The sequence below is a fragment of the Allosphingosinicella sp. genome (genome assembly GCF_036570505.1).
Taxonomy (GTDB): Bacteria; Pseudomonadota; Alphaproteobacteria; order Sphingomonadales; family Sphingomonadaceae; genus Allosphingosinicella.
In genome coordinates this window covers 1-22,582 of sequence record NZ_DATCYB010000092.1, presented here as the reverse complement: position 1 = coordinate 22,582, position 22,582 = coordinate 1, and the positions used below count along the sequence as shown (strand labels likewise).

The 22,582-nt window shown below is 65.8% G+C and carries 25 protein-coding genes, 2 tRNA genes and 1 pseudogene; 14 read left to right on the top strand and 14 right to left on the bottom strand.

What is annotated here, in order from left to right:
- Window positions 1–136 precede the first annotated feature (136 nt).
- Entirely contained in the window at window positions 137–670 is a 534-nt protein-coding gene (gene phaR / locus VIR62_RS11785; protein ID WP_431871499.1) for a polyhydroxyalkanoate synthesis repressor PhaR, read from the bottom strand.
- A 73-nt stretch (window positions 671–743) separates the two neighbouring features.
- On the opposite strand from phaR, the gene VIR62_RS11780 reads away from it, so the two are divergent.
- The 3 genes from VIR62_RS11780 (at window position 744) to VIR62_RS11770 (ending at window position 3,437) form a co-directional block, all read left to right on the top strand.
- Window positions 744–1,757 (top strand): alpha/beta fold hydrolase, encoded by a 1,014-nt coding sequence (locus VIR62_RS11780; protein WP_431871498.1) that lies wholly within the window; start codon window positions 744–746, stop codon window positions 1,755–1,757.
- A gap of 30 nt (window positions 1,758–1,787) precedes the next feature.
- The gene (locus VIR62_RS11775) at window positions 1,788–2,963 is read left to right on the top strand and encodes an acetyl-CoA C-acetyltransferase (protein ID WP_431871496.1); all 1,176 of its coding nucleotides are present in this window, start codon (window positions 1,788–1,790) and stop codon (window positions 2,961–2,963) included.
- Window positions 2,964–3,059: 96 nt separating this feature from the next.
- A complete protein-coding gene (locus tag VIR62_RS11770; protein WP_431871495.1) occupies window positions 3,060–3,437 on the top strand; it encodes a PRC-barrel domain-containing protein in 378 nt (125 codons plus the stop codon).
- A gap of 65 nt (window positions 3,438–3,502) precedes the next feature.
- Here the strand turns inward: VIR62_RS11770 and VIR62_RS11765 are convergent, their stop codons facing one another.
- From VIR62_RS11765 to VIR62_RS11740, 6 genes are read right to left on the bottom strand one after another with little or no spacing between them, the layout of a single operon-like run.
- Entirely contained in the window at window positions 3,503–4,348 is an 846-nt protein-coding gene (locus tag VIR62_RS11765) for a metallophosphoesterase family protein (protein WP_431871493.1), read from the bottom strand.
- A gap of 23 nt (window positions 4,349–4,371) precedes the next feature.
- Window positions 4,372–5,127, bottom strand: a complete 756-nt coding sequence (locus tag VIR62_RS11760; RefSeq protein WP_431871492.1) for an ABC transporter ATP-binding protein — start codon at window positions 5,125–5,127, stop codon at window positions 4,372–4,374.
- Window positions 5,124–5,918: an MlaE family ABC transporter permease gene (locus VIR62_RS11755; RefSeq protein ID WP_431871490.1), complete on the bottom strand. Its 795-nt coding sequence runs from the start codon at window positions 5,916–5,918 to the stop codon at window positions 5,124–5,126. The genes VIR62_RS11760 and VIR62_RS11755 overlap by 4 nt, the downstream gene beginning before the upstream one ends.
- A complete protein-coding gene (gene alr, locus VIR62_RS11750; protein WP_431871488.1) occupies window positions 5,915–6,961 on the bottom strand; it encodes an alanine racemase in 1,047 nt (348 codons plus the stop codon). The genes VIR62_RS11755 and alr overlap by 4 nt, the downstream gene beginning before the upstream one ends.
- A gap of 28 nt (window positions 6,962–6,989) precedes the next feature.
- The gene (locus tag VIR62_RS11745) at window positions 6,990–8,579 is read right to left on the bottom strand and encodes an MFS transporter (RefSeq protein WP_431871486.1); all 1,590 of its coding nucleotides are present in this window, start codon (window positions 8,577–8,579) and stop codon (window positions 6,990–6,992) included.
- Window positions 8,580–8,638: 59 nt separating this feature from the next.
- On the bottom strand, window positions 8,639–9,268 hold the full coding sequence (locus VIR62_RS11740) for a TetR/AcrR family transcriptional regulator (protein WP_431871484.1): 630 nt from the start codon (window positions 9,266–9,268) through the stop codon (window positions 8,639–8,641).
- Between the two features lie 35 nt (window positions 9,269–9,303).
- Between VIR62_RS11740 and VIR62_RS11735 the strand changes: the two genes are divergently transcribed.
- Both VIR62_RS11735 and VIR62_RS11730 read left to right on the top strand, forming a co-directional pair.
- A complete protein-coding gene (locus VIR62_RS11735) occupies window positions 9,304–9,759 on the top strand; it encodes an ABA4-like family protein (RefSeq protein ID WP_431871483.1) in 456 nt (151 codons plus the stop codon).
- The gene (locus tag VIR62_RS11730) at window positions 9,752–10,570 is read left to right on the top strand and encodes a hypothetical protein (protein ID WP_431871482.1); all 819 of its coding nucleotides are present in this window, start codon (window positions 9,752–9,754) and stop codon (window positions 10,568–10,570) included. The genes VIR62_RS11735 and VIR62_RS11730 overlap by 8 nt, the downstream gene beginning before the upstream one ends.
- A 2-nt stretch (window positions 10,571–10,572) precedes the next feature.
- Here VIR62_RS11730 and VIR62_RS11725 read toward each other — a convergent pair whose 3' ends face one another.
- From VIR62_RS11725 to VIR62_RS11715, 3 genes are all read right to left on the bottom strand, one after another.
- Window positions 10,573–11,031, bottom strand: a complete 459-nt coding sequence (locus tag VIR62_RS11725; RefSeq protein WP_431871480.1) for a YbhB/YbcL family Raf kinase inhibitor-like protein — start codon at window positions 11,029–11,031, stop codon at window positions 10,573–10,575.
- Window positions 11,032–11,104: 73 nt separating this feature from the next.
- A complete protein-coding gene (locus tag VIR62_RS11720) occupies window positions 11,105–11,497 on the bottom strand; it encodes a GFA family protein (RefSeq protein WP_431871478.1) in 393 nt (130 codons plus the stop codon).
- Window positions 11,478–11,852, bottom strand: a complete 375-nt coding sequence (locus VIR62_RS11715) for a tRNA-binding protein (RefSeq protein WP_431871477.1) — start codon at window positions 11,850–11,852, stop codon at window positions 11,478–11,480. Before VIR62_RS11715 ends, VIR62_RS11720 begins: the two co-directional genes overlap by 20 nt.
- A gap of 77 nt (window positions 11,853–11,929) precedes the next feature.
- On the opposite strand from VIR62_RS11715, the gene VIR62_RS11710 reads away from it, so the two are divergent.
- Window positions 11,930–13,108, top strand: coding sequence for a glycosyltransferase family 4 protein (locus VIR62_RS11710; protein ID WP_431871475.1), 1,179 nt, complete (start codon window positions 11,930–11,932; stop codon window positions 13,106–13,108).
- Between the two features lie 3 nt (window positions 13,109–13,111).
- Here VIR62_RS11710 and VIR62_RS11705 read toward each other — a convergent pair whose 3' ends face one another.
- Window positions 13,112–13,759: a PadR family transcriptional regulator gene (locus tag VIR62_RS11705; protein WP_431871473.1), complete on the bottom strand. Its 648-nt coding sequence runs from the start codon at window positions 13,757–13,759 to the stop codon at window positions 13,112–13,114.
- Window positions 13,760–13,871: 112 nt separating this feature from the next.
- On the opposite strand from VIR62_RS11705, the gene VIR62_RS11700 reads away from it, so the two are divergent.
- The 5 genes from VIR62_RS11700 to VIR62_RS11680 all read left to right on the top strand — a co-directional run bounded on the left by VIR62_RS11700 (window position 13,872) and on the right by VIR62_RS11680 (window position 18,987).
- Complete coding sequence (locus VIR62_RS11700; RefSeq protein WP_431871472.1) at window positions 13,872–15,191, top strand: replication-associated recombination protein A; 1,320 nt, start codon at window positions 13,872–13,874, stop codon at window positions 15,189–15,191.
- Window positions 15,094–16,608 carry a serine hydrolase domain-containing protein gene (locus tag VIR62_RS11695; protein ID WP_431871503.1) on the top strand — a complete coding sequence of 505 codons (1,515 nt, stop codon included), beginning with the start codon at window positions 15,094–15,096 and terminating at the stop codon, window positions 16,606–16,608. Before VIR62_RS11700 ends, VIR62_RS11695 begins: the two co-directional genes overlap by 98 nt.
- 88 nt (window positions 16,609–16,696) lie before the next feature.
- Entirely contained in the window at window positions 16,697–17,998 is a 1,302-nt protein-coding gene (locus VIR62_RS11690; RefSeq protein ID WP_431871470.1) for a mechanosensitive ion channel, read from the top strand.
- A 48-nt stretch (window positions 17,999–18,046) separates the two neighbouring features.
- On the top strand, window positions 18,047–18,895 hold the full coding sequence (locus VIR62_RS11685) for a hypothetical protein (protein ID WP_431871502.1): 849 nt from the start codon (window positions 18,047–18,049) through the stop codon (window positions 18,893–18,895).
- A gap of 16 nt (window positions 18,896–18,911) precedes the next feature.
- A tRNA-Thr gene (locus VIR62_RS11680) sits at window positions 18,912–18,987 on the top strand.
- 6 nt (window positions 18,988–18,993) lie between these two features.
- Here VIR62_RS11680 and VIR62_RS11675 read toward each other — a convergent pair.
- The 3 genes from VIR62_RS11675 to VIR62_RS11665 form a co-directional block, all read right to left on the bottom strand.
- Window positions 18,994–19,482: a GNAT family N-acetyltransferase gene (locus tag VIR62_RS11675; RefSeq protein ID WP_431871468.1), complete on the bottom strand. Its 489-nt coding sequence runs from the start codon at window positions 19,480–19,482 to the stop codon at window positions 18,994–18,996.
- Window positions 19,483–19,505: 23 nt separating this feature from the next.
- Window positions 19,506–19,580: transfer RNA gene (locus VIR62_RS11670), tRNA-Val, on the bottom strand.
- Window positions 19,581–19,695: 115 nt separating this feature from the next.
- Complete coding sequence (locus VIR62_RS11665; protein ID WP_431871501.1) at window positions 19,696–20,115, bottom strand: helix-turn-helix domain-containing protein; 420 nt, start codon at window positions 20,113–20,115, stop codon at window positions 19,696–19,698.
- A 57-nt stretch (window positions 20,116–20,172) separates the two neighbouring features.
- Here VIR62_RS11665 and VIR62_RS11660 point away from each other — a divergent pair, with 57 nt between their 5' ends.
- The 3 genes and pseudogenes from VIR62_RS11660 to VIR62_RS11650 all read left to right on the top strand — a co-directional run.
- A complete protein-coding gene (locus VIR62_RS11660; RefSeq protein WP_431871467.1) occupies window positions 20,173–21,087 on the top strand; it encodes a class I SAM-dependent methyltransferase in 915 nt (304 codons plus the stop codon).
- Window positions 21,088–21,163: 76 nt separating this feature from the next.
- Entirely contained in the window at window positions 21,164–22,180 is a 1,017-nt protein-coding gene (locus VIR62_RS11655; protein ID WP_431871465.1) for an alpha/beta hydrolase family protein, read from the top strand.
- A gap of 250 nt (window positions 22,181–22,430) precedes the next feature.
- Window positions 22,431–22,582 (top strand): annotated as a pseudogene (locus VIR62_RS11650) (IS5/IS1182 family transposase); the annotation flags it as partial.

Genomic DNA, 22,582 nt, shown 5'->3' with positions numbered 1-22,582 from the left:
CCGCGACCACCCGCTCGCGCAGGTCTATCGAATAAGCCCTGGCCATCCCTGCTGGCCTCCTCACCAGCCAGCAGGTTGAATCAGAACAAAGCCGCCTTGGGAATCCCAAATCGATTCAGCACAATCTCATCCGGCTCTAGCCCCCCAGCTTATCCAGCTTCCGCTGGAGCGCCGCCATCTGCTCCTTGAGCTCGGCTAGCTCCGCCTTGGTATCGGGCTCGGGCTCAGCGGCGTTCCCCGGCTTCGCCCCGGTCGCCGCGGCGAACATCTCCATGTTGCGCTTGGCTATCTCCGTGAACGGATTGGCGAAGGCGCCGGTCATGGCGTCGCGGAACTGGGACTGGTTGCGCTGGAACGCCTCCATCGAGGCCTCCAGATATTGCGGCACCAGCCCTTGCATGGAATCGCCGTACATGGCGATGAGCTGGCGGAGGAAATTGGCGGGAAGCATCGTCTTGCCGCTCGATTCCTGATCCATGATGATCTGGGTCAGCACGTTGTGGGTTATGTCCTCGCCGGTCCTGGCGTCGACCACTTTGAACTCTCGCTTGGCCCGGACCATCTCGGCCAGATGCTCGAGCGTGATGTAGGACGAGCTTTCGGTGTTATAGAGGCGCCGATTGGCGTATTTCTTGATGATGACCGTATCACCGGGCGCCGAAGCCGCCATGCCTGATCCCCAGAAAAGAGAGGATTCCGCACTAGCACCAAAGCTTGCCGCACCGCAACACAAGCCCCGGCCATTGCCGCTTTTCCTGGAGTTGCTGCGCAGCGAGACCGCGGCAAAGCCGGAGCGGATGGCGAAGGCGCTTCAGGGACTTCGCCAATATCAGGAGGCGCCCCGCCAGCCTCTGCTCGAACCGATGCCAGCCATCGCCACCGTCCACGGCGCGACGCTGCGCGATTATGGCGGCAGCGGCCTGCCGGTCCTCTTCGTCCCCTCGCTGATCAATCCGCCCAACATCCTGGATTTGAGCGAGGACAAGTCGCTGCTGCGATGGCTGGCGACGCAGGGCTTACGGCCACTGTTGATCGACTGGGGCTGGAATGTGGAGGAGAGGCGAAGTTTCTCCGTCGCCGGCCATGTCGAGGAGGTCGTCCTTCCCTTCATCGAAACGCTGGGCGAGAAGCCGGCGCTGGTCGGCTATTGCCTGGGCGGCACGATGGCGATGGCCGCCGCCGCGCTGCGCGACGCGATGAGCGTCACGACAATCGCCGCCCCCTGGCGCTTTTCGGGCTTCCCGGCTGAGGCCCGCGTCCGCCTCAGCCGCCTCTGGCACGATGCCGAGCCGGCCGCGGCGGCGATGGGACTGCTGCCGATGGAAGTGCTGCAAAGCGCCTTCTGGAGCCTCGATCCGGCGCGCACGGTCGCCAAGTTCGAGGCGTTCGCCGACATGGATTCGGGCACGCCGGAGGCGCGCGCCTTCGTCTGCCTGGAGGACTGGGCCAATGACGGCCCTCCCCTCCCCGAAGCGGCGGCGCGGGAGATGTTCGAGGCCTTCCTTGGCGCGGACCTTCCGGGCGCCGGCGAATGGCGCGTGGGCGGCGTCGCCGTGGAGCCGGAGAGGTTCCCCTCCCCCCTCTTGAACATCGTCTCGACCACGGACCGGATCGTGCCGCATTCCAGCGCGTTCACGGGAGGGGAGCGGCTGGATCTGGCGTCCGGCCATGTCGGCATGGTCGTGGGCGGGCGCGCGCGGAGCGACTTGTGGGAGCCGCTCGCCGCGTGGCTTTCCCGCTCCGCCCGCGAGTGCTAGGTGCGCCGCAACATTTCTGAGGAGACTCCCATGACCGAAGTCGTCATCACCGCCGCCAAGCGCACCCCCGTCGGTTCCTTTCTCGGCTCCTTCGCGACCACCCCGGCGCATGAGCTCGGCCGGGTCGCAATCGAAGCCGCGCTGGCGCAAGCCGGCGTCGCCGCTGAAGACGTCTCCGAAGTCATCCTCGGCCAAGTGCTGACCGCGGGCCAAGGCCAGAACCCGGCCCGTCAGGCCTCTATGGCAGCGGGCGTTCCCAAGGAAGTCCCGGCCTGGGGCGTCAACCAGGTTTGCGGATCGGGGCTGCGCGCGGTCGCGCTGGGCGTGCAGGCGATCCAGACCGGTGACGCCAGCATCGTCGTCGCCGGCGGCCAGGAAAGCATGAGCCTCTCCACCCACGCCCAGAACATGCGCGGCGGCCAGAAGATGGGCAGTCTCGAATTGGTCGACACGATGATCAAGGACGGCCTGACCGACGTCTTCAACGGCTATCACATGGGCATCACCGCCGAGAACCTCGCCGAGCAATATCAGATCACCCGCGAGAACCAGGACGCGTTCGCGACCGCCTCGCAGAACAAGGCCGAGAAGGCGCGGCGCGAAGGCCGCTTCCGGGACGAGATCGCACCTGTGACGGTCAAGGGCCGCAAGGGCGACACCCTCGTCGAGCAGGACGAGTTCATCCGCGAGGGCGTCGAGGTGGCTGCCCTTGCCGGGCTGCGTCCCGCGTTCAAGAAGGAGGGCACGGTCACCGCCGCTAACGCGTCCGGCCTCAACGATGGCGCCGCCGCGCTCGTCCTGATGAGCCGCGAAGAGGCGGAGAAACGCGGCGCCACCATCCTGGGCAGCATCAAGAGCTGGGCGTCGGCCGGGGTCGATCCCTCGATCATGGGCATAGGCCCGGTCCCATCCAGCCGCCGCGCGCTCGAGAAAGCCGGCTGGACCATAGCCGACCTCGACCTGATCGAAGCCAATGAGGCCTTCGCCTCTCAGGCGCTTGCGGTCGGCAAGGAGCTCGGCTGGGAGCAGGACCGCGTCAACGTCAACGGCGGCGCGATCGCTATCGGCCACCCGATCGGCGCCTCGGGCGCCCGCGTGCTCACCACCCTGCTTTACGAAATGCAGCGCCGCGACGCCAAAAAAGGCCTCGCCACGCTCTGCATCGGCGGCGGGATGGGCATCGCAATGTGCATCGAGCGCGACTGAGCCGAACCGGGGACCGCGCTGTCTCGCACGCCGGAACGATGCCGGGCGGGAGCCGTTGATTTTCTTTCAACTTCAACATGAAGGGAGAGAGATGAAATGGCTTTCGACACCAACGACGACACGATGTCGCGCAGCGAAACCTATGACCTGATTTCGTCCGAGAAGGTCGACGGCACCGCCGTCTTCAACCGCAACGGCGACAAGCTCGGCACGGTCCATCATTTCATGGTCGGCAAGCGCGACGGCCGCGTCCGCTATGCCGTGATGAGCTTCGGCGGCCTGTTCGGCATGGGCGAGCGCTACCATCCGCTGCCTTGGGACGTGCTCACCTATGACACGGAAAAGGGCGGCTACGCAGTCGATCTCGACAAGGACAAGCTCGAAGGCGCGCCCTCTTATGAGCGCGGCAGCGAGCCGACCTACGACCGCATCTATGGTGAGCAGGTCTACGGCTATTACGGTGTTCCCTACTAAGTGCCCGACATAGGCCCTACCAAGTGCCCGACATAGGCGAACTCAAAGGGCGGCTTCGGCCGCCCTTATTCCTGCACAGGCTCGGCGACCGCGGCATGCCATCGGTCGCCTTCAAAATTATAGCGGGCATGGCTGCCGCCGGCGAAGGTGAGCCCGTCCCATCCGAACACCTGCAGATCAATGGCGTCGTTGCGGTGGGCGTGAATCCAGTTGAAGCTCTGCACTTCATCGGCGCGAAGCCGCGTGGAGGTGGCGGTGCCGGCCTGTATGACCAGCGCCGGTCCGGCATTCTCGACCATGTCCCGCGCCGAGCGGACATAGCTTCGGTGGAAATGACCGGCGAGCAGGATATGTACTCCGGCATCGGCGACGGCGAGCAGCGCATCCTCGTGCCGTCCCACCCGCTTGGTCAGCCCTTCCTCTTCGCCAATCGGCATGGCGAACAGCGGATGGTGGGTGACGAGGATGCGGGTCTTCGCCTCCGGCACCGCGTTGAATCGGTCGCGGATGATCCGCATCTGGTCACGGTTGATGCGCCCGTCCTTGATGGTCAGCGAGCGCGCCGTGTTGATGCCGAGCACCGCCAATCGCTCGCTTTCGAACCAGGGGCAAAGCTCCTCGTCGATGTAGCGGCGGTACCGGCTCAAGGGTCGCACGAAACGGCGGACGACGTCATACAGGGGCACGTCGTGATTGCCGGGAACGCCGAGCACAGGAAGGCCTCCTGCCTCCAGCCGGTCGACGAAAGCGCAAGCTTCCTCATATTGGTCGATGCGGGCTCGCTGCGTGAAATCGCCGCTCACGACCACCAGTTCGGGCCGACGTTCGATCAGACAGGTTTCGAGCGCAGCGACGACGGCGGGGTCGTGGCGACCGAAATGGACGTCCGAAAGGTGGGCAATGGTGGCCAAAGGCTCTCCCGGCTGCGGGGGCGCTAGCGGATCGGCCCCTCGGCATTTCCCTGAACGAACTGGTTCACATAAGGGTTGCCGCTATCGTATAGGCGGTCGCGCGGGCCGTGCCAGATGATGCGGCCACCGTGGAGCATGGCCACGCGATGGGCGACCTTGCGGGCGCTCGCCATGTCGTGGGTGATGGTGACGGCGGTGATGCCGGCGTCCTCGACGAGGCTGACGATAAGATCGTTGATAACGTCCGCGCGGATCGGATCGAGGCCGGTCGTCGGCTCGTCGAAGAAGAGGATTTCGGGTCGCGGCGCGATGGCGCGGGCGAGGGCGACGCGCTTCTGCATGCCGCCGGAAAGCTCGGACGGGCGGAGGTAGAGGACGTCGCGGCCGAGACCGACGCGCTCCAGATTCTCTTCCGCGATGGCCCGCATCCTGGCCGAATTCTGAAAGCGACCTTGCGTCAGGCCGAAGGTGACGTTGCGCCAGACCGGCAGTGAGTCGAACAGCGCGCCGCCCTGGAACAGCATGCCGAACTTCTTGCGCACGCGAGCATATTTGCCCTCGCTCGCCCCCACCAGTTCCTCGCCATCGACGAGGATCGAGCCGTAATCCGGGCGAAGGAGGCCGAGAACGCACTTGATGAGGACCGATTTGCCGGTGCCGGACTGGCCGATGACGGCGATGGATTCCCCGCTCTCCACCTCGAGATTGACTGCATCGAGCACGACCGTGCCATTGAAGCTCTTGGCGACGTCGCTGAGGACGATCTTTGGCTGGGTCATCCGAACGCCATGATGGTGATGAGGAGGTTGGCGAGGAGTATCAGCACCAGCGCCGAGACCACCGCGTTCGTCGTCGCCTTGCCGACGCCGGCCGCGCCGCCTTCGGAGCGGAAGCCGTGATAGCAGCCCATCAGGGCGACGAAGAAGCCGAACACCGCCGCCTTCACCAGCGACATCACGAGATCGTCCTTTTCGAGGAACTCGCGCGAGGTTTCGAGATAGGATGTAGCTTTGAAGCCGAGCTTGTAGACCGCGAGCAGATAGCCACCGAAGATGCCGATCGCGTTGGCGATCAGCACGAGCAGCGGCAGGGCGATGACGGAGGCGAAGAGCCGCGGCGCGATGAGGAAGCGATAGGGATCCGTGCGCAAGGTCGCCAGCGCATCTAACTGTTCGGTGACGCGCATGGTGCCGATCTCCGCCGCCATCGACGACGAGACGCGGCCGGCCACCATCAGGCCGACCAGTACTGGACCCAGCTCGCGCACGATGCCGATGACGACGATCGCCGGCACCGCTGACTGTGCGTTGAGGCGGGAGCCGCCGACATAGATTTGCTGCGCCAGCGCGGCACCGGTGAAGACGGCCGTGAGTCCCACCACCGGCAACGAAAACCAGCCGATGAGCAGTAGCTGCTCCAGCAACCGTATCGGATAATAAGGCGGCGCCAAGGCCCGAACGATCGTTCGCCAGGCGAAGATCGTCACCCGTCCGACCGTGGCGAAAAGACCAATGGCGAAGGCGCCCACCGCTACGAAGAAAGCCAGTATCGGGTTCATCGCTTCCGTCATGACCAGACGCGCTGATAGCGGGCGCCGAGCGTGGTCAGCAACTCATATTGGGAAAGACCTGATTGCCCCGCGGCGCTCGGCAGGTCGAAATCCAGCTCCACCCAGTCGCCTTCGGCAAGCTGCGGCGCGTCGTCCACGCTAATGGCGGTCAGGTCCATCGACACTCGCCCTATCACCGAGCCGAAGCCATCGCCCAGTCTCGCCCGCCCGCGATTGGAAAATCGGCAGAGATACCCGTCGGCATAGCCGACATTGAGGATGGCGAGCTCCATCTCCCGATCCGCCGTGAAGGTCGCGTTGTAGCCTACCGTGTCGCCCGCGCTGATCCGTCGCCTCTGCACGATCTGCGCCTCGACCGTCATCACCTGCTGGATATTTCCCACCGCCTCCGGGCGGGGCACGCCGCCATAAAGCGCAAGGCCGGGCCGGGTGAGATCGAAGACATAATCCGGCCCGAGGCAGATGCCCGCGCTGTTGGCGAGGCTGAGGCGCCTGGCGGGCGCCTTCGCCGCCACCGCCATGAAGGTCTCGAGCTGGCGGGAATTCATTGCTCCATCCTCGTCGGCCGAGGCGAGATGGCTGTGCAGCGTATCGACATCGAGGCCCTCCAGCAGCCCTTCAGCGACCTGGGCGGCCGAAAGGCCGAGGCGATTCATGCCGGTGTCTACCATGACGTCGCAGGGCCGGCCCTTCCCGCGCTCCCGCCAGCGCTTCACCTGCAGCGGAGTGTTGAGCACCGGCCTGGCTCGCGAAGCGGCGGCGTGCGCGATATCTTCCTCCGCCAGACCGTGCAGGACCGAAAGCGAAGCCTCGCCGACATGCGGCAGCACCTCCTCCGCCTCGGCCCAGGTGGCGACGAAGAAGTCCCGGCAGCCGGCGTCGCCGAGATGCCGCACCGTCTGGCGGGCGCCAATGCCATATCCGTCAGCCTTCACAGCCGCGCCGCAGGCCGCGCTACCGCTCATGCGCGCGAGCCACCGCCAGTTCGACACCAGGGCGTTGCCGTCGATCGTGAGGCGGAGCGGGCTGTGGGGCTGGATCACGACCGCGCCGATAACGATCCTTTCGTGCCTAGTCCAACGCCTTCCCCGCCGTTTCGGGGAGCCAGAGCACAGTCACCACCAGCGCCATGGCGACCACCGCCATAGTGTACCAGAGGCCGGAGAAGGGATCGCCGGTCCTGGCGATGATGGTCTGGCTGATGAAGGGCAGGAATCCACCGAAATAGCCGGTGCCGATATGATAGGGAATCGACATCGAGCTGTAGCGGATGCGGCTGGGGAAAAGCTCTGTCAGCAGCGCCGCGACCGGGCCATAGGTTGCGCCGGAGAGCGCGCCAAGCGCCAATATGGCGAGCAGGATGATGGCGATGTCCCCAGCGCCCGGCTTCACCGTCTCGAAGCTGTAACCCGCCCCCGCCAGCGCCGCATCGAGGCTCTCGGGGCTGGTGTCGGCGACCAGCGCGCCACCGATGCTGACGCCCGTCTCCGACGCCTCGGCCTTCGTATAGTGGACGCCCTTCTTCGAGAAATAGTCGAGCAGCCGTCCGCATTCGTTGGCTTGGCCCTTGGTGGCGAAGGGATTGTAGCTACAGTCCGGCCCCGCGACGACGATCGGCGCCCGGCGCGACGCCTCGGCGAGGCCGGGATTGGCCGCGCCGGCAATGATGTGAAACAGCGGGAAGAGCAGAAGCAGAGTCGCGGCATAGCCGATCACGATCGGTTTCTTGCGCCCCACCCTGTCCGACAGCTTGCCGAAGAAGACGAACCAGAACAGCCCTGCCGCCGCGCCCGCGCCGACGAGAAGCTGCGCGGTCGTGTCGTTCACCTTGAGCGCGTTCTGGAGGAAATAGAGCACCTGGAACATCGCCGTGTACCAGATGACGGTCAGCCCCGCCGCAATGCCCAGCATCGCGACGAAGATGAGCTTCACGTTGCGGCGGGTGGAGAAGCTTTCCTTCAGCGGATTGCGGGCGAGCGTCCCCTTGGCCTTCATCGCCTGGAAGACGGGGCTTTCGTTGAGCTTCAGCCGCATCCACAGCGAAATGGCGAGGAGCAGCAGTGAGAAGAGGAACGGGATGCGCCACCCCCACTCCGCCCACTGCGCGTCGGTCACGAGCAGCTTCGATCCGAGCACCACGATGAGACTCAGCACGAAGCCGCCCGCCACGCTCGCCTGGATGAATCCCGTATAATGGCCGCGCTTGTCCCGGGGCGCATGCTCGGCGACGTAGATGGCCGCGCCGCCATATTCGCCGCCCAGCGCCAGTCCCTGGCAGATGCGAAGCAGTATGAGGATGATCGGCGCCGCCGCCCCGATGGCGGCATAGCTCGGCACCAGCCCCACGCCCGCGGTGGCGAGACCCATCAGGGTGATGGTGATGAGGAAGGTGTATTTCCGCCCCAGCCGATCGCCGAGATAGCCGAACAGCACGGCGCCCAGCGGCCGAAAACCGAACCCTACCGCGAAGGAAGCGAGCGCCAGCAGGAACTGGAGCGTTTCGTTCCCCGCCGGGAAAAACAGCCGCCCGATGATCGCCGCGAGCGTGCCATAGATGAAGAAATCATACCATTCGAAGACGGTGCCCAGCGACGAAGCGACGATGACCAGCCGGTCCCGCTTCGGATCCACCACATAATCGTCCGCCACCGCCGTCGCCATGCACCGTCCCCGCATTTTTCGCATGTTCTAGGCCGCGTGACGGGCGACCCGCAAGCGGGTCAGATGGCAAGGTGATCGAGCACCAGCGGCAGCAATGCGTCCGCGGCCCGCTCCGCCGCACGCGGCTCGTCGCCGAAAGTCCCGTCGAGCGCGAGCATCGCGAAGCCGTGCACGATCGACCAGCAGGCGATGGAGGGGGCGAGTGCGAGATCTCGGGGGGAAACCGACAGCGCCGCTTCCTCCCCACGAACCACGCCATCGAGGAGGAGAAAGGCGCGGTGGGCCGTCTCCGCATACTCCGGGTCGGCCGTGTCCAATAAAGCCTTCCGCCACATCAGGTGGAAACGAGCGGGGTCGTCGAGCGCGAAGCGAACATAGGCCACGCCCTGGGCACGGATGCGCGCTGCGCGATCCGCGCCCTTATCCGCGGCCGCCAGGGCATCGCCAAAATCGCGGAAGGCCTCGGTCGCGATCGCGGTCAGGAGCCCGCGGGCATCACCGAAATGATGCGCCGGCGCGGCCGGCGACACCCCCGCGCGGCGTGCCGTTTCTCTCAGGCTGAAGCCGTCGGGGCCTCGTTCGGCCAACACCTCCACCGCCGCCCGAATGAGCGCCGGCCGCAGGGCGCCATGGTGATAGCTCCGCTCGCCTGGCGACACCGTCTTGACACTGTTTAGATCATCGTTCATATGGCATCTATGCACCGTTAAGATTGGAGCTGCAAGTGATCGATCCACAAAGCGCCTTTTCCCTCGCCGGCCTGGCCGCGATGGCCGGATGGCTAGGGCTTATCCTGTCGCTGTTCCTGCCGACGGTGCGGAAGCCGGTCTGGCGATCGACCGGGCTCGTCATCCCTTCGCTTTTCGCCGTCGCCTATATCGTGCTCATCGCCGAAGGCCTCGCCGTGGCCAAAGGAGGCGGCTTTGGATCGATCGCCGAAGTACGGGCGCTGTTCGCCAACGACGCCGCCCTCGCGGCCGGCTGGCTTCACTATCTCGCCTTCGACCTGTTCGTCGGCACGTGGATCGCGCGGCGCGGCATCGCTGAAGGCGTGCCGGTGCTCCTCATCATCCCCTGCTTCGCCCTCACCTTCCTGGTCGGGCCAGCAGGCCTGCTTCTCTTCCTTGTCGTTAGATTTGCGCTGCCCGCGCGCCCCAATCTGGAGACCGCCAATGGCTAGTATCGCCGCCCTCGCACCCGCCGCGCCTTCGATCCTGGCCTTGCTTGCCGAACGGCAACGGACGCTGACCTATTATGGCGCCGCCTTCCTGCTGCTCGCGCTCGTCACGGCCGCCGCGCAAATTTTCGACACCCGTCTGGTGGACGGCGTCAATGTCTGGGTGAAGCCGACGAAATTCTTCGTCTCGGTCGGCGTCTTCTCGCTCACCGCCGCCTGGTTCTTCGGCTATGTCCGCCAGGAACGCCGGCGCTCCCGTCCCATGCGGGCCGTGGTTGCACTCATCGTCCTCGCCGGCACCTTCGAGCTCGCCTGGATCTGCTGGCAGGCTTCGCAGGGCCTTGCTTCCCACTTCAACAACAGCACGCCCTTCTATTCCATCATGTACGGCCTGATGGGTCTCTTCGCCGTGCTTCTGGTCGGCACCACCTTGCCGCTCGCCTGGGAGATAGGCCGCCGGCCCGCAGAGGGGCTGCGGCCGCCGTTCGTCGCCGCCGTCGTCATCGGCCTCCTCCTCACCTTCGTCCTCGGCGGCGGGCTGGGCGGCTATATGAGCTCGCAGGCGGGCCACGCCGTCGGCCCGGAGGGATCGGGTCTGCCGCTGTTCGGCTGGAACGGCCTAGGCGGCGATCTGCGCGTCGCCCATTTTCTGGGCATCCATGCTCAGCAGGCCCTCCCGCTCATGGCCTGGCTGGCTCGCGACTTCGCCGTTCCGACGCTCTGGACCGTCACGCTTGGCGGTGGCGCCCTCTATGCGCTGCTGACACTGGCCGTGTTCGCCCAGGCGGTCGCCGGACTGCCGCTGCTCGCCTAAGGCTAGCGTTCGAACGTCCCGACGATTTCGCTCTCGGCCAGTATGTGCGGCTCTGCCGCCGCCCAGACCGCTTCTGCTCGCTCGCGCGGCGCGACATCGAGATGGTCGGTATCGAGCGCGGCCAAGCGGAAATGGTAGTGGTGCGTGCCATGCCCTTCGGGCGGCTGTGGCCCGTCATAGCCCGGATTGCCGAAGTCATTGGCGCCTTGGCGAAGCTCCGTGCCGCGTGCGCCTTGGCCTTCGTCCAGCCGGCGCTTGTCGGTCGGGATGTCGAAGACTGCCCAGTGCCGAAACATACCCCTGGGAGCGTCCGGATCCTCGACGATCAGCGCATAGCTGCGCGTCCCTTCAGGCGGATCGCTCCACTCCAGCGGCGGTGAAAGGTTGGCGCCGTCGCGCGCGAAGCGATGCGGAATGCGGTCATCGCCCGCGAAGGCGGGGCTTCGAAGAGTGAATGCCATTATGCGTCTCCTTCTGACGCAAGACCAACGAGTCAGGGGAGCGATGGTTCTTGGAATTGGCCGCACGGCGGCGTCAGTCCAGCGCCGCTTTCGCGCTCTCCCAATGGCGCCCATCGAACGGTCGGGCCGCAATCTTCAGCGCCGCCGGATCGTCGAGCGCATTGAGATTGACGCTCCACGCCTCGAGATGGGAGCGGGGCTGATAGAAGCTTTTGACGCCGCAAGCGCCGCAGAAGAGATGATCGGCCGCGCCGGTGCCGAAGCGATAGCGGATCAGCCTGTCTTCCCCACGGAGAAGGCGGAAATCGCCGTGCGGGACGATCAGGTGGCGGAAGCCCGTCATCGAGCAGATGGAGCAGTTGCAATCGAGGATCTCGGCCACCCGCTCCACGTCCGCCTCGAAGCGAACCGCCTTGCAGTGGCAGCCGCCCTGGATCCGCACGCGCTCAGAAGAGTCGTGCGCCATTCGGAACCTCCTTGTCCGGCCGGATCAGCACCACCGCGCCCCGCTCGTCGGCGAACCCGACGGTCAGCACCTCGGACATGAACGGCCCGATCTGGCGCGGTGGGAAATTGACGACCGCGGCGACCTGACGGCCGATCAGGTCGTCCGCGCTATAATGCTGGGTGATCTGCGCGCTCGATTTCTTGATACCGATGCCGGGACCGAAGTCGATGCGGAGCTTCCAGCTTGGTTTGCGCGCTTCCGGAAAGGGGTCGACACCCACCACCGTACCGACGCGGATGTCGACGGCGAGAAACTGGTCGAAATCGATTGCGGCGGCGGCCGGAGCGGCGGGATCGGTGAGCATATGGGCCATGGCCCCTCTTAGCGTCCGTGGCACGCCGGTCCACCGGTCCATTGGCCTTTCGTCGGGGAGGCGCTAACGGAACGCGGATGGACGCGTCCGACCTTCGCATTGCCCTCTTCAGCGGCAACTACAACTATGTCCGCGATGGAGCCAACCAGGCGCTCAACCGTCTGGTTGAATATCTCCTCGGCCAGGGCGCCGCGGTCCGCATCTATTCGCCGACCGTCGACGAGCCCGCCTTCCCGGCCAATGGCGAGCTCGTCAGCATCCCCTCCATCCCGATCCCGGGCCGATCCGAATATCATGCTCCGATCATGATTCCTCCCTCGGTGAAGCGGGACATACGCGCCTTTCGGCCGAACATCTTCCACATTGCGAGCCCCGAAATGCTCGGCCATCGCGCTGTCACCCTGGCGCACACGATGGACCTGCCGGTGGTCGCATCGGTCCACACCCGCTTCGAGACCTATCCGCGCTATTACGGCCTCGCCTTCCTGGAACCGCTCGTCGAGGCCGCCCTCCGGCGTTTCTATCGCCGCTGCGACGCCATCTTCGCGCCCTCCGATTCGATGGCCCAGTTGCTCCGCGAGCAGCGGATGAACTACGACGTCGGCATCTGGACCCGCGGCATCGATCGAGAGATATTCAATCCCGGCCAGCGCGATCTCGCCTGGCGGCGGAGCCTCAGCATCGACGACGACGTGCCGGCGATCGGCTTCGTTGGCCGGCTGGTGATGGAAAAGGGTCTCGACGTCTTTTCCGATACGATCGAGCACCTCGAAAAGCGCCAGGTAAGGCACAAGGTACTGGTCGTCGGCGAAGGCCCTGCCCGCGACTGGTTCGAACAAAGGCTGCCCCAGGCGGTCTTCGTCGGCTTCCAGAAGGGTCCGGACCTCGGCCGCGCCGTCGCTTCGATGGACATGTTGTTCAACCCGTCGGTTACGGAGACCTTCGGCAATGTGACCCTGGAAGCTATGGCGACCGGACTGCCGGTCGTCGCCGCCATCGCGACGGGCAGTGAAAGCCTCGTCACCGAGGGCGTCACCGGACGATTGATCCGGCCGGGCGCGATCGACGCCTTCGCCGACGCACTCGCCCGCTATTGCACGGACGAGGAGGCCCGGCTCGCGGCCGGACGGGCCGGCGCGGAAGTCAGCGGACATTATGGCTGGGACGAGGTCAACCAGGCCCTGGTCGACGCCTATATTCGCGTCATCCGCCAGCGCGCGGCCGGCGCACGCCAGCCGCGCAGCCCGGTGCCCTGACCCTTATTTCAGCCGTTCGATCTTCTGCGCCGCCTCGTCGAGGATCGCCGCGATCTCGTGCAGCGTCTCCTCGTTCATCTCTTCGTCGGAGACGCGATGCCATAGCGCGGACAAAAGGTTGCCGACCGCTCGCTTGATCGGCTGCCTACCCTGGTGCTCCCGATCGGGCTTGAGGTCGGCGAGCCGCTCCAGCAGCGCCTCCACTTCCTCGGCCTTCTCCGCCAGTTCCGCTTCGCCGTCCGGCGTGATCGAAAAGGCCTTGCGCGCCCCTTCCGCCTCCGCTTCCTCGATCAGGCCCATGTCGAGCAGCATGGTGAGCGTCGGATAGACCACGCCCGGGCTCGGCGCATATTCGCCGCCCGTCATCTCCTCGACCGCGCGGATGAGGTCGTAGCCGTGCCGCGGCTGGTCGGCGATCAGCTTCAACAGCACCAGCCTCAATTCGCCGGATTCGAACATGCGCCGGGCGCGGCCGTGCCGGCGCCCATGCCCGCCTCGGCCTCCGCGTCCGCCGCCCCATTCGAAGCTCCACCCCTCAGGCCCCCGGGGTCCGCCCCATCCGCGGCTGGCGGCGGCGAGGCCGATCAACGCCTCGGGAAATCCTTTTCCACCGCGAGGTCCGCAATCGCTCCAGTTGAAACGCATTCCCATCGTACGACTCCTATCAATAAAACATAGCTAAGATATATCTTAGACATGTCTTTCGTCAACCTTCGATCTGAGGACGTTTTCACCTCGTCGAAAACGGCGTTAGAGGAATGATATGGCCGATCTTTTTGCCAGCGAACCGGAACAACCCGCCCAGCCTGGGGTGTCGGCCAGTGCTCCATTGGCCGACCGGCTGCGGCCGCGTTCGCTGGGTGAGGTGGTGGGCCAGGATCATCTGACCGGCCCGGACGGTGCCATCGGTCGAATGGTGGCGGCGGGAAAGCTCGCCTCAATGATCCTCTGGGGACCGCCCGGCACCGGCAAGACGACCATTGCGCGGCTGCTCGCCGATGCGGTCGGTATGCGCTTCGTCGCGATCTCGGCGGTGTTCTCAGGTGTAGCCGATCTCAAGAAAGTCTTCGCCGAGGCCAGGGAGCATGCTCGCATCGACAAGCAGACCCTGCTGTTCGTGGACGAAATCCACCGTTTCAATCGCGCCCAACAGGATGGCTTCCTGCCTTATGTCGAGGACGGGACGGTGGTCCTCGTAGGAGCGACGACCGAGAACCCCTCCTTCGAGCTCAACGCCGCGCTCCTATCCCGCGCGCAGGTACTGATCCTCAACAGGCTCGACGCGAAGGCTCTCGGCCAGCTTCTCGATCGCGCCGAAGCGTTGATGGACCGGCCCCTCCCCCTCACGCCGGAGGCGCGCGACGCGCTGGTCGCTACCGCCGATGGCGACGGCCGCTTCCTGCTCAATCAGACGGAGACGCTGTTCTCGATCGAGATAGAGGAGCCCCTCGACCCTGCCGCCCTCTCCGCCCTCCTGCACCGCCGGGTGGCGGTCTACGACAAGGACCGGGAGGGGCATTACAACCTCATCTCAGCGCTCCATAAGGCGATCCGCGGCTCGGACCCGCAGGCCGCGCTCTACTATCTCGCAAGGATGCTCGTTGCGGGCGAGGAGCCGCTCTATCTCCTCCGCCGCCTCACCCGCGCCGCGTCGGAGGATATCGGCCTCGCCGATCCACAGGCTTTGGTCCAGTGCCTCGCCGCCAAGGACGCCTATGACTTCCTCGGATCGCCCGAGGGCGAGCTCGCCATCGTCCAGGCCTGTCTCTATCTCGCGACCGCCCCCAAATCGAACGCGACTTACATGGCGCAGAAATCGGCGTGGCGCTCGGCGAAGGACACGGGCTCGCTGATGCCGCCCAAGAACATTTTGAACGCGCCGACCAAACTCATGAAACAGGTCGGCTACGGCAGGGGGTACCAATATGATCACGACGCTCCGGAGGGTTTTTCCGGCGACAATTACTGGCCCGAGGAAATGGAGCCTGAGACCTTCTACACCCCCGTCGACCGCGGCTTCGAGAAGCGCATCGCCGAACGCCTCGCCTGGTGGGAGGAGCGGCGCGCGGAGCTTCGTAAGTGAGACGTTCCCCGGCGAAAGCCGGGGTCCAGTCGGGCGCTATTTCTGGACCACGGCTTTCGCCGGGGCACTGCTGCTGGCCGCTCCTGCCGCCGCCCGGGACAGCGACCCCTACACCCGGGCCCTCGCGGCCGGCTACAAAGCCGCCTTCCTGTGCAGCGACCTGTTCAATGCCGGCCAGACCGTGGAGCAGGTCGAACGCGACGATCTCCAGCGCACCTATACAAGCCTGGAGCCGCTCATCCCGGAGTTGAAGGCAGACATCGACCGAGAAGCAAAGACGGTGAGCGTCGCCTTCGACGAGACGCTGCCGCCGCGCGTCGCCGCCTGGCGGCCACATCTCGGATGCGCGCAGCTTTCGATCGGCGCCGATCCGGCCAGCACCTCGCTGCTGCCGCGCCTGTCGGTCAACCCGGCGATCGATCGATCGGACCGCCTTCCCTGGCCCAATGGCGATCGCAATGCGACGGCACGGCCCGATGGCGACGCAAAGGCCCTCGGCAAAGCCATTGAAGCCGCTTTCGACCGCCGCACCTACGGCCAGGGCAGCGAAACCACGGCCGTGCTGATCCTCCAGGACGGCAAGATCGTCGCCGAACGCTATCGGGGCGACTTCGACATGCACACGTCGCAGCGCACCTGGTCGGTCGCGAAAAGCATCTCCGCCACACTGATCGGCGCCGCCGTCCAGCAAGGCCTCATCGACATCGATGCGCCCGCCCCCATCCCCGAATGGCGGACGCCCGGAGATCCCCGCGCCGCGATCACGACCGACCAGTTGCTCCGTATGGCGAGCGGCCTTCACAGCGATCATGCCGGCAACCGGACCGACGCCCTTTATTTCGGTGGAACGGCGGTGACCGAGCAGGCCGTCGCCTGGCCGATCGAGGCGGCCCCGGGCACGCGCTGGCGCTACGCCAACAACGACACTTTGCTCGCCATTCGCGGCCTGAGGGCGGTGCTGGAAGGCGAGGAGAAGCTGGCTTTTCCCTTCACCGACCTGCTCTGGAAGATCGGCATGACCCGTACCGTCCCGGAGACCGACTGGAGGGGGAATTTCATCTTGTCGAGCCAGGTCTGGACCACCGCCCGCGATCTCGCCCGGCTCGGCCTCATCTATTTGAACGACGGCGTCTGGAACCAGGAGCGCATCCTGCCGGCCGGCTGGGGCGCCTATGTCTCGCGGCACGCGGCCGCCCAGCCGCCCGCGGGAGGCTATGGCTATGGCGCGGGCTTCTGGACTTTCCCCAGGGACAGCGGCCTTCCCCAGGACGCCTATATCGGCCGCGGCAATCGGGGCCAGTATCTGGTGATCGTGCCTTCGCGCGATATCGTGATCGTCCGCCGCGGCTACGACGGACCGGGGACCGGTTTCGACCTGGATGCCTTCACGCGAGACACGCTCGCGGCGCTTGAGTGACGGACGAGAGGAACCAGCCCCGGGCTGAGGCATTTCTTTCGGTAGCGGCACAAGATGTGTCGTCGACATCATTCAAGGGGGAATGACGATGTACCAGACTTATCCCGAAGGCTCCTACTGGCAGGATCAGGCCGTCCAATGGCTGCCGCGCATCATCGGCGCCGTCGCCATCCTCCTCATCGCCTGGATTCTGGCGCGCGCCGCCAAATGGGCGATCGCCAAGGTGGTGGACAAGATCCCCGCCCTGAAGCGCCATCGGGAGGCGCAGCCGGGCAAGACCGTCGGCAGCCTTATCGGCGACATAGCCTTCTGGCTGATCCTGCTGGTCGGCATCCTCCTCGCCCTCCAGCCGCTCGGCCTCAGCCAGGTGCTCGAGCCGGTGCGCGAGCTCACCACCAACACCTTCGCCTTCATTCCCAACGTGATCGCCGCCGGGCTGCTCTTCTTCCTGGGCCTGGTCATCGCCCGGATCGTGCAGCGGGTGGTCGAGGGTTCGCTCCTTGCCGCCAACGCCGACGGATGGCTGCGACGGACGGGGCTTGTCGAAGGCGCCGGCACCGCTCCTCCGGCACCCGCCGAGACGACGCCCCCGACGCCGCCCACCGTCGCCGCCAAGCCGTCGATCAGCCGGTCGATCGGCCTCATCGCCTTCTTCCTCGTCATCATACCGTTCACGATCGCGGCGCTTGAGGCACTCCAGATTTCCTCCATCTCGGGCCCGGCGACCCAGATGCTGCGCACTATCCTCGACGCCATCCCCAACGTCGTCGGCGCGGCTATCCTGCTCGCGATCGGCTATTTCCTCGGCAAGCTCGCCAAACAGGCGATCGAGCAGATTCTCCCGTCCATGGGCTTCGACCGCTCCGTGAACGCACTCGGCTTCAGGTCCGAAAACACCACGCCGTCGCGCACGGTCGGCACCATCGTCATGATCGCGATCCTCATCTTCTTCGCGATCAAGGCGGCGGAGCTCCTCAACTCGCAGATCATCGCGATCATGCTCGCCCAGACACTGGAGCTCGGCACTAAGATCCTCTTCGGCACCGGCATGATCCTCGCCGGCGTGATCATCGCCCGCATCGTCTCGCGGCTGGTGGGCGGCGCCGGGACGGAAGGCTGGTTGCCGGCGATTCTCAAATGGTCGATCATCGCGCTCGCCGTCGCCATGGGTCTTCGCTTCATGGGCCTCGCCAACGAGATCGTGATCATCGCCTTCGCCTCGATCATCGGTTCGGCCGCGGTCGCCTGCGCCCTCGCCTTCGGCCTCGGCGGTCGCCCCACCGCGCACAAGTTGCTGGAGCAATGGACGGCGGGCAATCAGGTACCCAAGGCGCCGTCCCGCCCGCGCAACCCCAAGCCGCTGAGCGACGACCAACCGCCGCTGGTCTGACGCTGGAAAACTGGATAGGGCGCGTCCCTCGTGGACGCGCCCTATCTCATGAACCGCTTTCAACGCTTCGCCGCCATCGACTGGTCCGGCGCCAAGGGGCGGCGGCACAAGGGCATCGCGGTCGCCATCTGCGACAGCGGAGACGCCACGCCCCGATTGGTCGAACGGCATAGGCCCTGGTCCCGCACGGAAGTTCTCGAATGGCTGCTCGAAACCGCGAGCGAGACTCCCACGCTCTACGGCTTCGACTTCAGCTACGCCCCGCCGATCGTGGAGCGCGGCGCCTATCTCCCCGGCGAGGCGGCACCCGAGGACGCCAGAGCCTTGTGGGCCTATGTCGACGCCCTCTGCGGAGATGAGGATCTAGGCGCCGCGAGCTTCCTCGAACAGCACCACCGCCGCCATTTCTATTTCGGCGCGGCGGACGGGATAAAGGCAGACTTCCTCCATCACCGCGTCTGCGAGCATGCTTTCAATGCCGGCGGTGGCGGCAAGGCCTCGACCCTCTACGACGCGATCGGTGCCGCGCAGGTGGCGAAGGCCAGCTTCGCCGGCATGCGCCTCCTCCACCGCCTTCAGGGACGAGTGCCCGTTTGGCCGATGGACCGCCTCCCCGCCTCCGGCAGCCTCGTCGTCGAAATCTACACCCGCGTCTTCATCCGCCTCGCCGGCCTTTGCGGCCGCAAGGTCCGCAGCCTCGACACCCTCAATCAGGCATTGGCCGCTCTCGGCAGCCGGCCCGCGCAGCTCGCGCGCGAACCCAACGACCATGAAACCGACGTGCTCATCGCCGCCGCCGGCCTCCGCCGTATCGCCGGCGACCCCCGCTACTGGAACCCTTCCGGCCTCACCCCCCATATAGCCCACACCGAGGGCTGGACCTTCGGCGTATTGTGAAGCATGTGGGGCATGGGCCGAGTTAGCTCAGTTGGTAGAGCAACCGCCTTGTAAGCGGTAGGTCGTCCGTTCGAGTCGGACACTCGGCACCAGTCCCTTCATTCCAGATCGGCGAAGGCGGGCGCATAGTCGATCGGTCCCGACGTAACAGGCAACGCCTTTCCGTCGAGCGACAGCGCCATCAGATAAGGCCCGGCATAGGGCGACGAGAACTCCTTCGCCATGGCGGGATCGAAACCGAAGCGCCGATAATATTCCGGCTCGCCCAGCACGAACACACCCTCCCATCCGGCCGCCGTCGCCCGCGCGAGACCGTCGCGAATGAGGGCGCTGCCGATGCTCTCCCCCTGCCGGCCCGGCAAGACCGCCACCGGCGCCAGGCCCAAGGCGCGGAACGGGGCTGTCATCGGCGAGAACAGGATGTGGCCGACGATCGTATCGCCATCGACCGCGACCAGCGACAATTCCGCACTACCGTCCGCCCGCAGCCGGTCGACCAGCCGCGCCTCGTCCGGCCCGGGAAAGGCCGCCTTGAGCAGGGCCCGGATGGCGGGCTCGTCGGCTTCCTCTTCAGGGCGAACGATCATTCGGGTTTCAAAGGGGGAAAAAATGGTGGGCGTGGCAAGGATTGAACTTGCGACCCCTGCGATGTCAACACAGTGCTCTACCACTGAGCTACACGCCCACTCGGGGCGGCATGTAGCGGCGCCTTGGCCGCCGCGCAAGCCCGTCCTGAGCCTTGTCGAAGGGCCACATTTCCGCAGCGCTCGAACACCCGAACGCACGGCTCGGCAACATGCCTACGCGTACCCGATTGCTGGCTTTCGCTTGATCCCGCGCCGTTGTGGCGGCCCTCCCGAGGCCGCTTTTCTCAGTATCCGGCGGAATTTCGGGCATTCCATGTGGCTCGGTGCGGGGCAGACCGCGGCGTGTCGCAGCCCATCGCGCATGGCGCTCAATCTACGTACCGTCATGTCCAGCTCATCCGCCTTGGCCGCGAGCATCCGCCGGTCGATGCTCGCTCGCCCGTCGGCCGCGAACATGCCGCCGATCTCGTCGAGCGAGAAGCCAGCGGCGCGCCCCACCCCGATCAGCGCCAACTGTTCCAGCACCCCGGGATCGAACAGCCGGCGCAGGCCGCGCCTGCCGATCGAGGCGATCAGCCCCTTCTCCTCATAGTATCTGAGCGCCGACGCAGGCACGCCGGAGCGCTGAGCCACCTCCGCAATATCCAGATCCCGCACCCTCTTGACCTCAAGTTGGCTTGAAGTGGCACAATGCGACTTCCGATTCTCGAAGGCAAGACAAAGGAGACGATTTTGGACACCGCGAACCAGGCCCACAACGACCAGGAATTGCTTTGGAACGGCCAGGGCGGGCACGCCTGGGTGGAGGCGCAGGGGCTGATCGACCGCCTGTTCAGGCCGATTGAGGCGCTGCTCGCGGACGCGGTCCTCGCCGGCCGCGGAGATCATGTGCTCGACGTCGGCTGCGGCACGGGCGGCGTGACGCTCGCCGTTGCGCGGCGGCTTGGCCGGCGGGGTAGCTGCGTCGGGGTCGACATTTCGGGTCCGATGATCGCCACCGCCCGGTCGCGCGCCGAACGGGAAGGCGCGCGCGCCGAGTTCATCCGCGCCGACGCCCAGGTCCACCCCTTCGAACCCGCAAGCTTCGACACGATCATCTCGCGCTTCGGCGTCATGTTCTTCGACGATCCTGTCGCGGCCTTTGGAAACCTCAGGCATGCCGCCAGGGATGGCGCCGAGCTGCGGTTCTTCGCCTGGCGCGGCGCCGCCGAAAACCCGTTCATGACGACGGCCGAGCGCGCGGCCGCACCGTTCCTTCCGAACATCCCTGCCCGTCATCCGGGCGCGCCCGGACAATTCGCGTTCGCGGATCGACACCGCATCCACCGAATCCTTGAGGAAAGCGGATGGGCGGCGATCGAAATCCGGCCGATCGACATCGCCTGCACCCTGCGGGAAGGCGAGCTGGTCGATTACTTCACCCGGTTTGGCCCGCTCGGCCGGGTCCTTGACGAGGCGGACGAGCGGACGCGCGCGCAGGTCATCAAAACGGTCCGGGCCGCCTTCGATCCCTTCGTGCAAGGAGCCGAGGTTCGCTTCATCGCCGCCTGCTGGGCGGTCGACGCCCGATCGCCGGCTGAAGTCCAGAACGAAGTCGGTCAATGAACGGGAAAAAAACATATTCTGGCGCCGCCTCCGCTCTGTTATTGTCGCGGCTTGCTCGGGCCGGGGGGTCTATTCCATGAAGCTGACGCTGAAAATCATCGGGGCAGTTGCCGGCGTTATCATATTGGTCGTTGCAGCTCTCGCGGCCTACCTCTTCGCTACCGCGCTTCGACCTTCGAAACCCGTCGCCTTCCAGCAGGTCGCGGTCCCCGACCCCGGCCACACACCGATAGCGGTCGACGTCTGGTATCCTACCGACGCCAAGCCGGGCTTCGTCCTTCTCGGTTCGACAGCCCTGCGGGTCGCCTCCCAAGGACCCGTAAGGGGAACGGCCTTACCGCTGGTGGTGATCTCGCACGGCACGGGCGGTGGAGGCATGAGCCACGTCGATACGGCCCTGGCCCTGGCCGAGGCCGGTTTCGTGGTGGCCGCGCCTACACATACGGGTGATAATTTCCGCGACGACAGCGCGGTCGGCACCTCCGATTGGCTGGTCGACCGCTCTCGTCACATCAGCCGTGTCACCGACTTCATGACCGACTCCTGGACGAATCATGCTCGGCTGGACGGCGAGCGGGTGGGCGTGTTCGGCCTTTCCGCCGGGGCGACAACGGCGTTGATCGTCATGGGCGGCGTTCCCGATCTCGGCCGGGTCTCGAAACACTGCGCCGAGCGTCCCGAGTTCGTCTGCAAGCTGCGGAGGGCGGGACCCCCCCTTCGCAATCCGGGTCCTCCGGGTTGGACGCACGATCGCCGGATCGCCGCCGCGGTGCTGGCCGCCCCGGGACTGGGCTTCACCTTCGAGCCCGAGGGCCTGTCGGCCGTGGAGGCGCCGGTTCAACTCTGGGCCGGTGCCGACGATCAGATCGTGCCTTATGCGACGAACGCCGGAACCGTGAGGCGACTGCTGCCAAACCCGCCTAGCTTCCACAATGTGGCGGGCGCGACCCATTATTCGTTCCTGATGCCGTGCGGTCTCCTTGGCCCGCCGCAATTCTGCAAGGACGCCCCCGAGTTCGACCGCGTCGCCTTTCACAAGGACTTCAATCGGTCCGTTGTGACATTCTTCGAAACGACGCTCGCTGCGCGTTGAGGCCAGGGCGACTTCGCCGACAGGGCGAGCCGGGCCGGATGGCGCTACAGCCGCCCGGTCGGACCCCGTTTCACGCAGATTCCGACAAACGGCGCCGCAGCCAATCGAACGACGCTCGCTGCTTATGTGTAACGTGAGAAACCGGCTGCTCTTCCGGTCTGTCACTCCAATTTGGACCGACTCCTTTCGGCCGAGGCTGTGTGAAAAGTCATTGATCTGGTAGTCTTTGGCATTGGGCTGGAGGTGGCTGATGGCCGGCTATGTTGAAGGTGTAGATCGTGGTCAGGCGACGCTCTTTCCTGACCGGCTCGAGGATTTCGTCGACGAGCACAACCCGGTCAGGGTGGTCGACGCTTTCGTCGATGCGCTTGATCTTCGTGAGCTCGGCTTTGCCCGTGCGGT

Excerpts from the sequence above, each read along its gene's own strand:
- VIR62_RS11760 (WP_431871492.1), bottom strand. The coding sequence starts at position 5,127 with ATGACCCAGCCAAAGATCGTCCTCAGCGACGTCGCCAAGAGCTTCAAT.
- VIR62_RS11660 (WP_431871467.1), top strand. The coding sequence starts at position 20,173 with ATGCGACTTCCGATTCTCGAAGGCAAGACAAAGGAGACGATTTTGGAC.
- VIR62_RS11775 (WP_431871496.1), top strand. The coding sequence starts at position 1,788 with ATGACCGAAGTCGTCATCACCGCCGCCAAGCGCACCCCCGTCGGTTCC.
- VIR62_RS11690 (WP_431871470.1), top strand. The coding sequence starts at position 16,697 with ATGTACCAGACTTATCCCGAAGGCTCCTACTGGCAGGATCAGGCCGTC.
- VIR62_RS11685 (WP_431871502.1), top strand. The coding sequence starts at position 18,047 with ATGAACCGCTTTCAACGCTTCGCCGCCATCGACTGGTCCGGCGCCAAG.
- VIR62_RS11770 (WP_431871495.1), top strand. The coding sequence starts at position 3,060 with ATGGCTTTCGACACCAACGACGACACGATGTCGCGCAGCGAAACCTAT.
- VIR62_RS11700 (WP_431871472.1), top strand. The coding sequence starts at position 13,872 with ATGGCCGATCTTTTTGCCAGCGAACCGGAACAACCCGCCCAGCCTGGG.
- VIR62_RS11715 (WP_431871477.1), bottom strand. The coding sequence starts at position 11,852 with ATGGCCCATATGCTCACCGATCCCGCCGCTCCGGCCGCCGCCGCAATC.
- VIR62_RS11730 (WP_431871482.1), top strand. The coding sequence starts at position 9,752 with ATGGCTAGTATCGCCGCCCTCGCACCCGCCGCGCCTTCGATCCTGGCC.
- VIR62_RS11745 (WP_431871486.1), bottom strand. The coding sequence starts at position 8,579 with ATGGCGACGGCGGTGGCGGACGATTATGTGGTGGATCCGAAGCGGGAC.
- VIR62_RS11725 (WP_431871480.1), bottom strand. The coding sequence starts at position 11,031 with ATGGCATTCACTCTTCGAAGCCCCGCCTTCGCGGGCGATGACCGCATT.
- phaR (WP_431871499.1), bottom strand. The coding sequence starts at position 670 with ATGGCGGCTTCGGCGCCCGGTGATACGGTCATCATCAAGAAATACGCC.
- VIR62_RS11710 (WP_431871475.1), top strand. The coding sequence starts at position 11,930 with ATGGACGCGTCCGACCTTCGCATTGCCCTCTTCAGCGGCAACTACAAC.
- VIR62_RS11740 (WP_431871484.1), bottom strand. The coding sequence starts at position 9,268 with ATGAACGATGATCTAAACAGTGTCAAGACGGTGTCGCCAGGCGAGCGG.
- VIR62_RS11675 (WP_431871468.1), bottom strand. The coding sequence starts at position 19,482 with ATGATCGTTCGCCCTGAAGAGGAAGCCGACGAGCCCGCCATCCGGGCC.
- VIR62_RS11705 (WP_431871473.1), bottom strand. The coding sequence starts at position 13,759 with ATGGGAATGCGTTTCAACTGGAGCGATTGCGGACCTCGCGGTGGAAAA.
- VIR62_RS11720 (WP_431871478.1), bottom strand. The coding sequence starts at position 11,497 with ATGGCGCACGACTCTTCTGAGCGCGTGCGGATCCAGGGCGGCTGCCAC.
- VIR62_RS11755 (WP_431871490.1), bottom strand. The coding sequence starts at position 5,918 with ATGACGGAAGCGATGAACCCGATACTGGCTTTCTTCGTAGCGGTGGGC.
- VIR62_RS11655 (WP_431871465.1), top strand. The coding sequence starts at position 21,164 with ATGAAGCTGACGCTGAAAATCATCGGGGCAGTTGCCGGCGTTATCATA.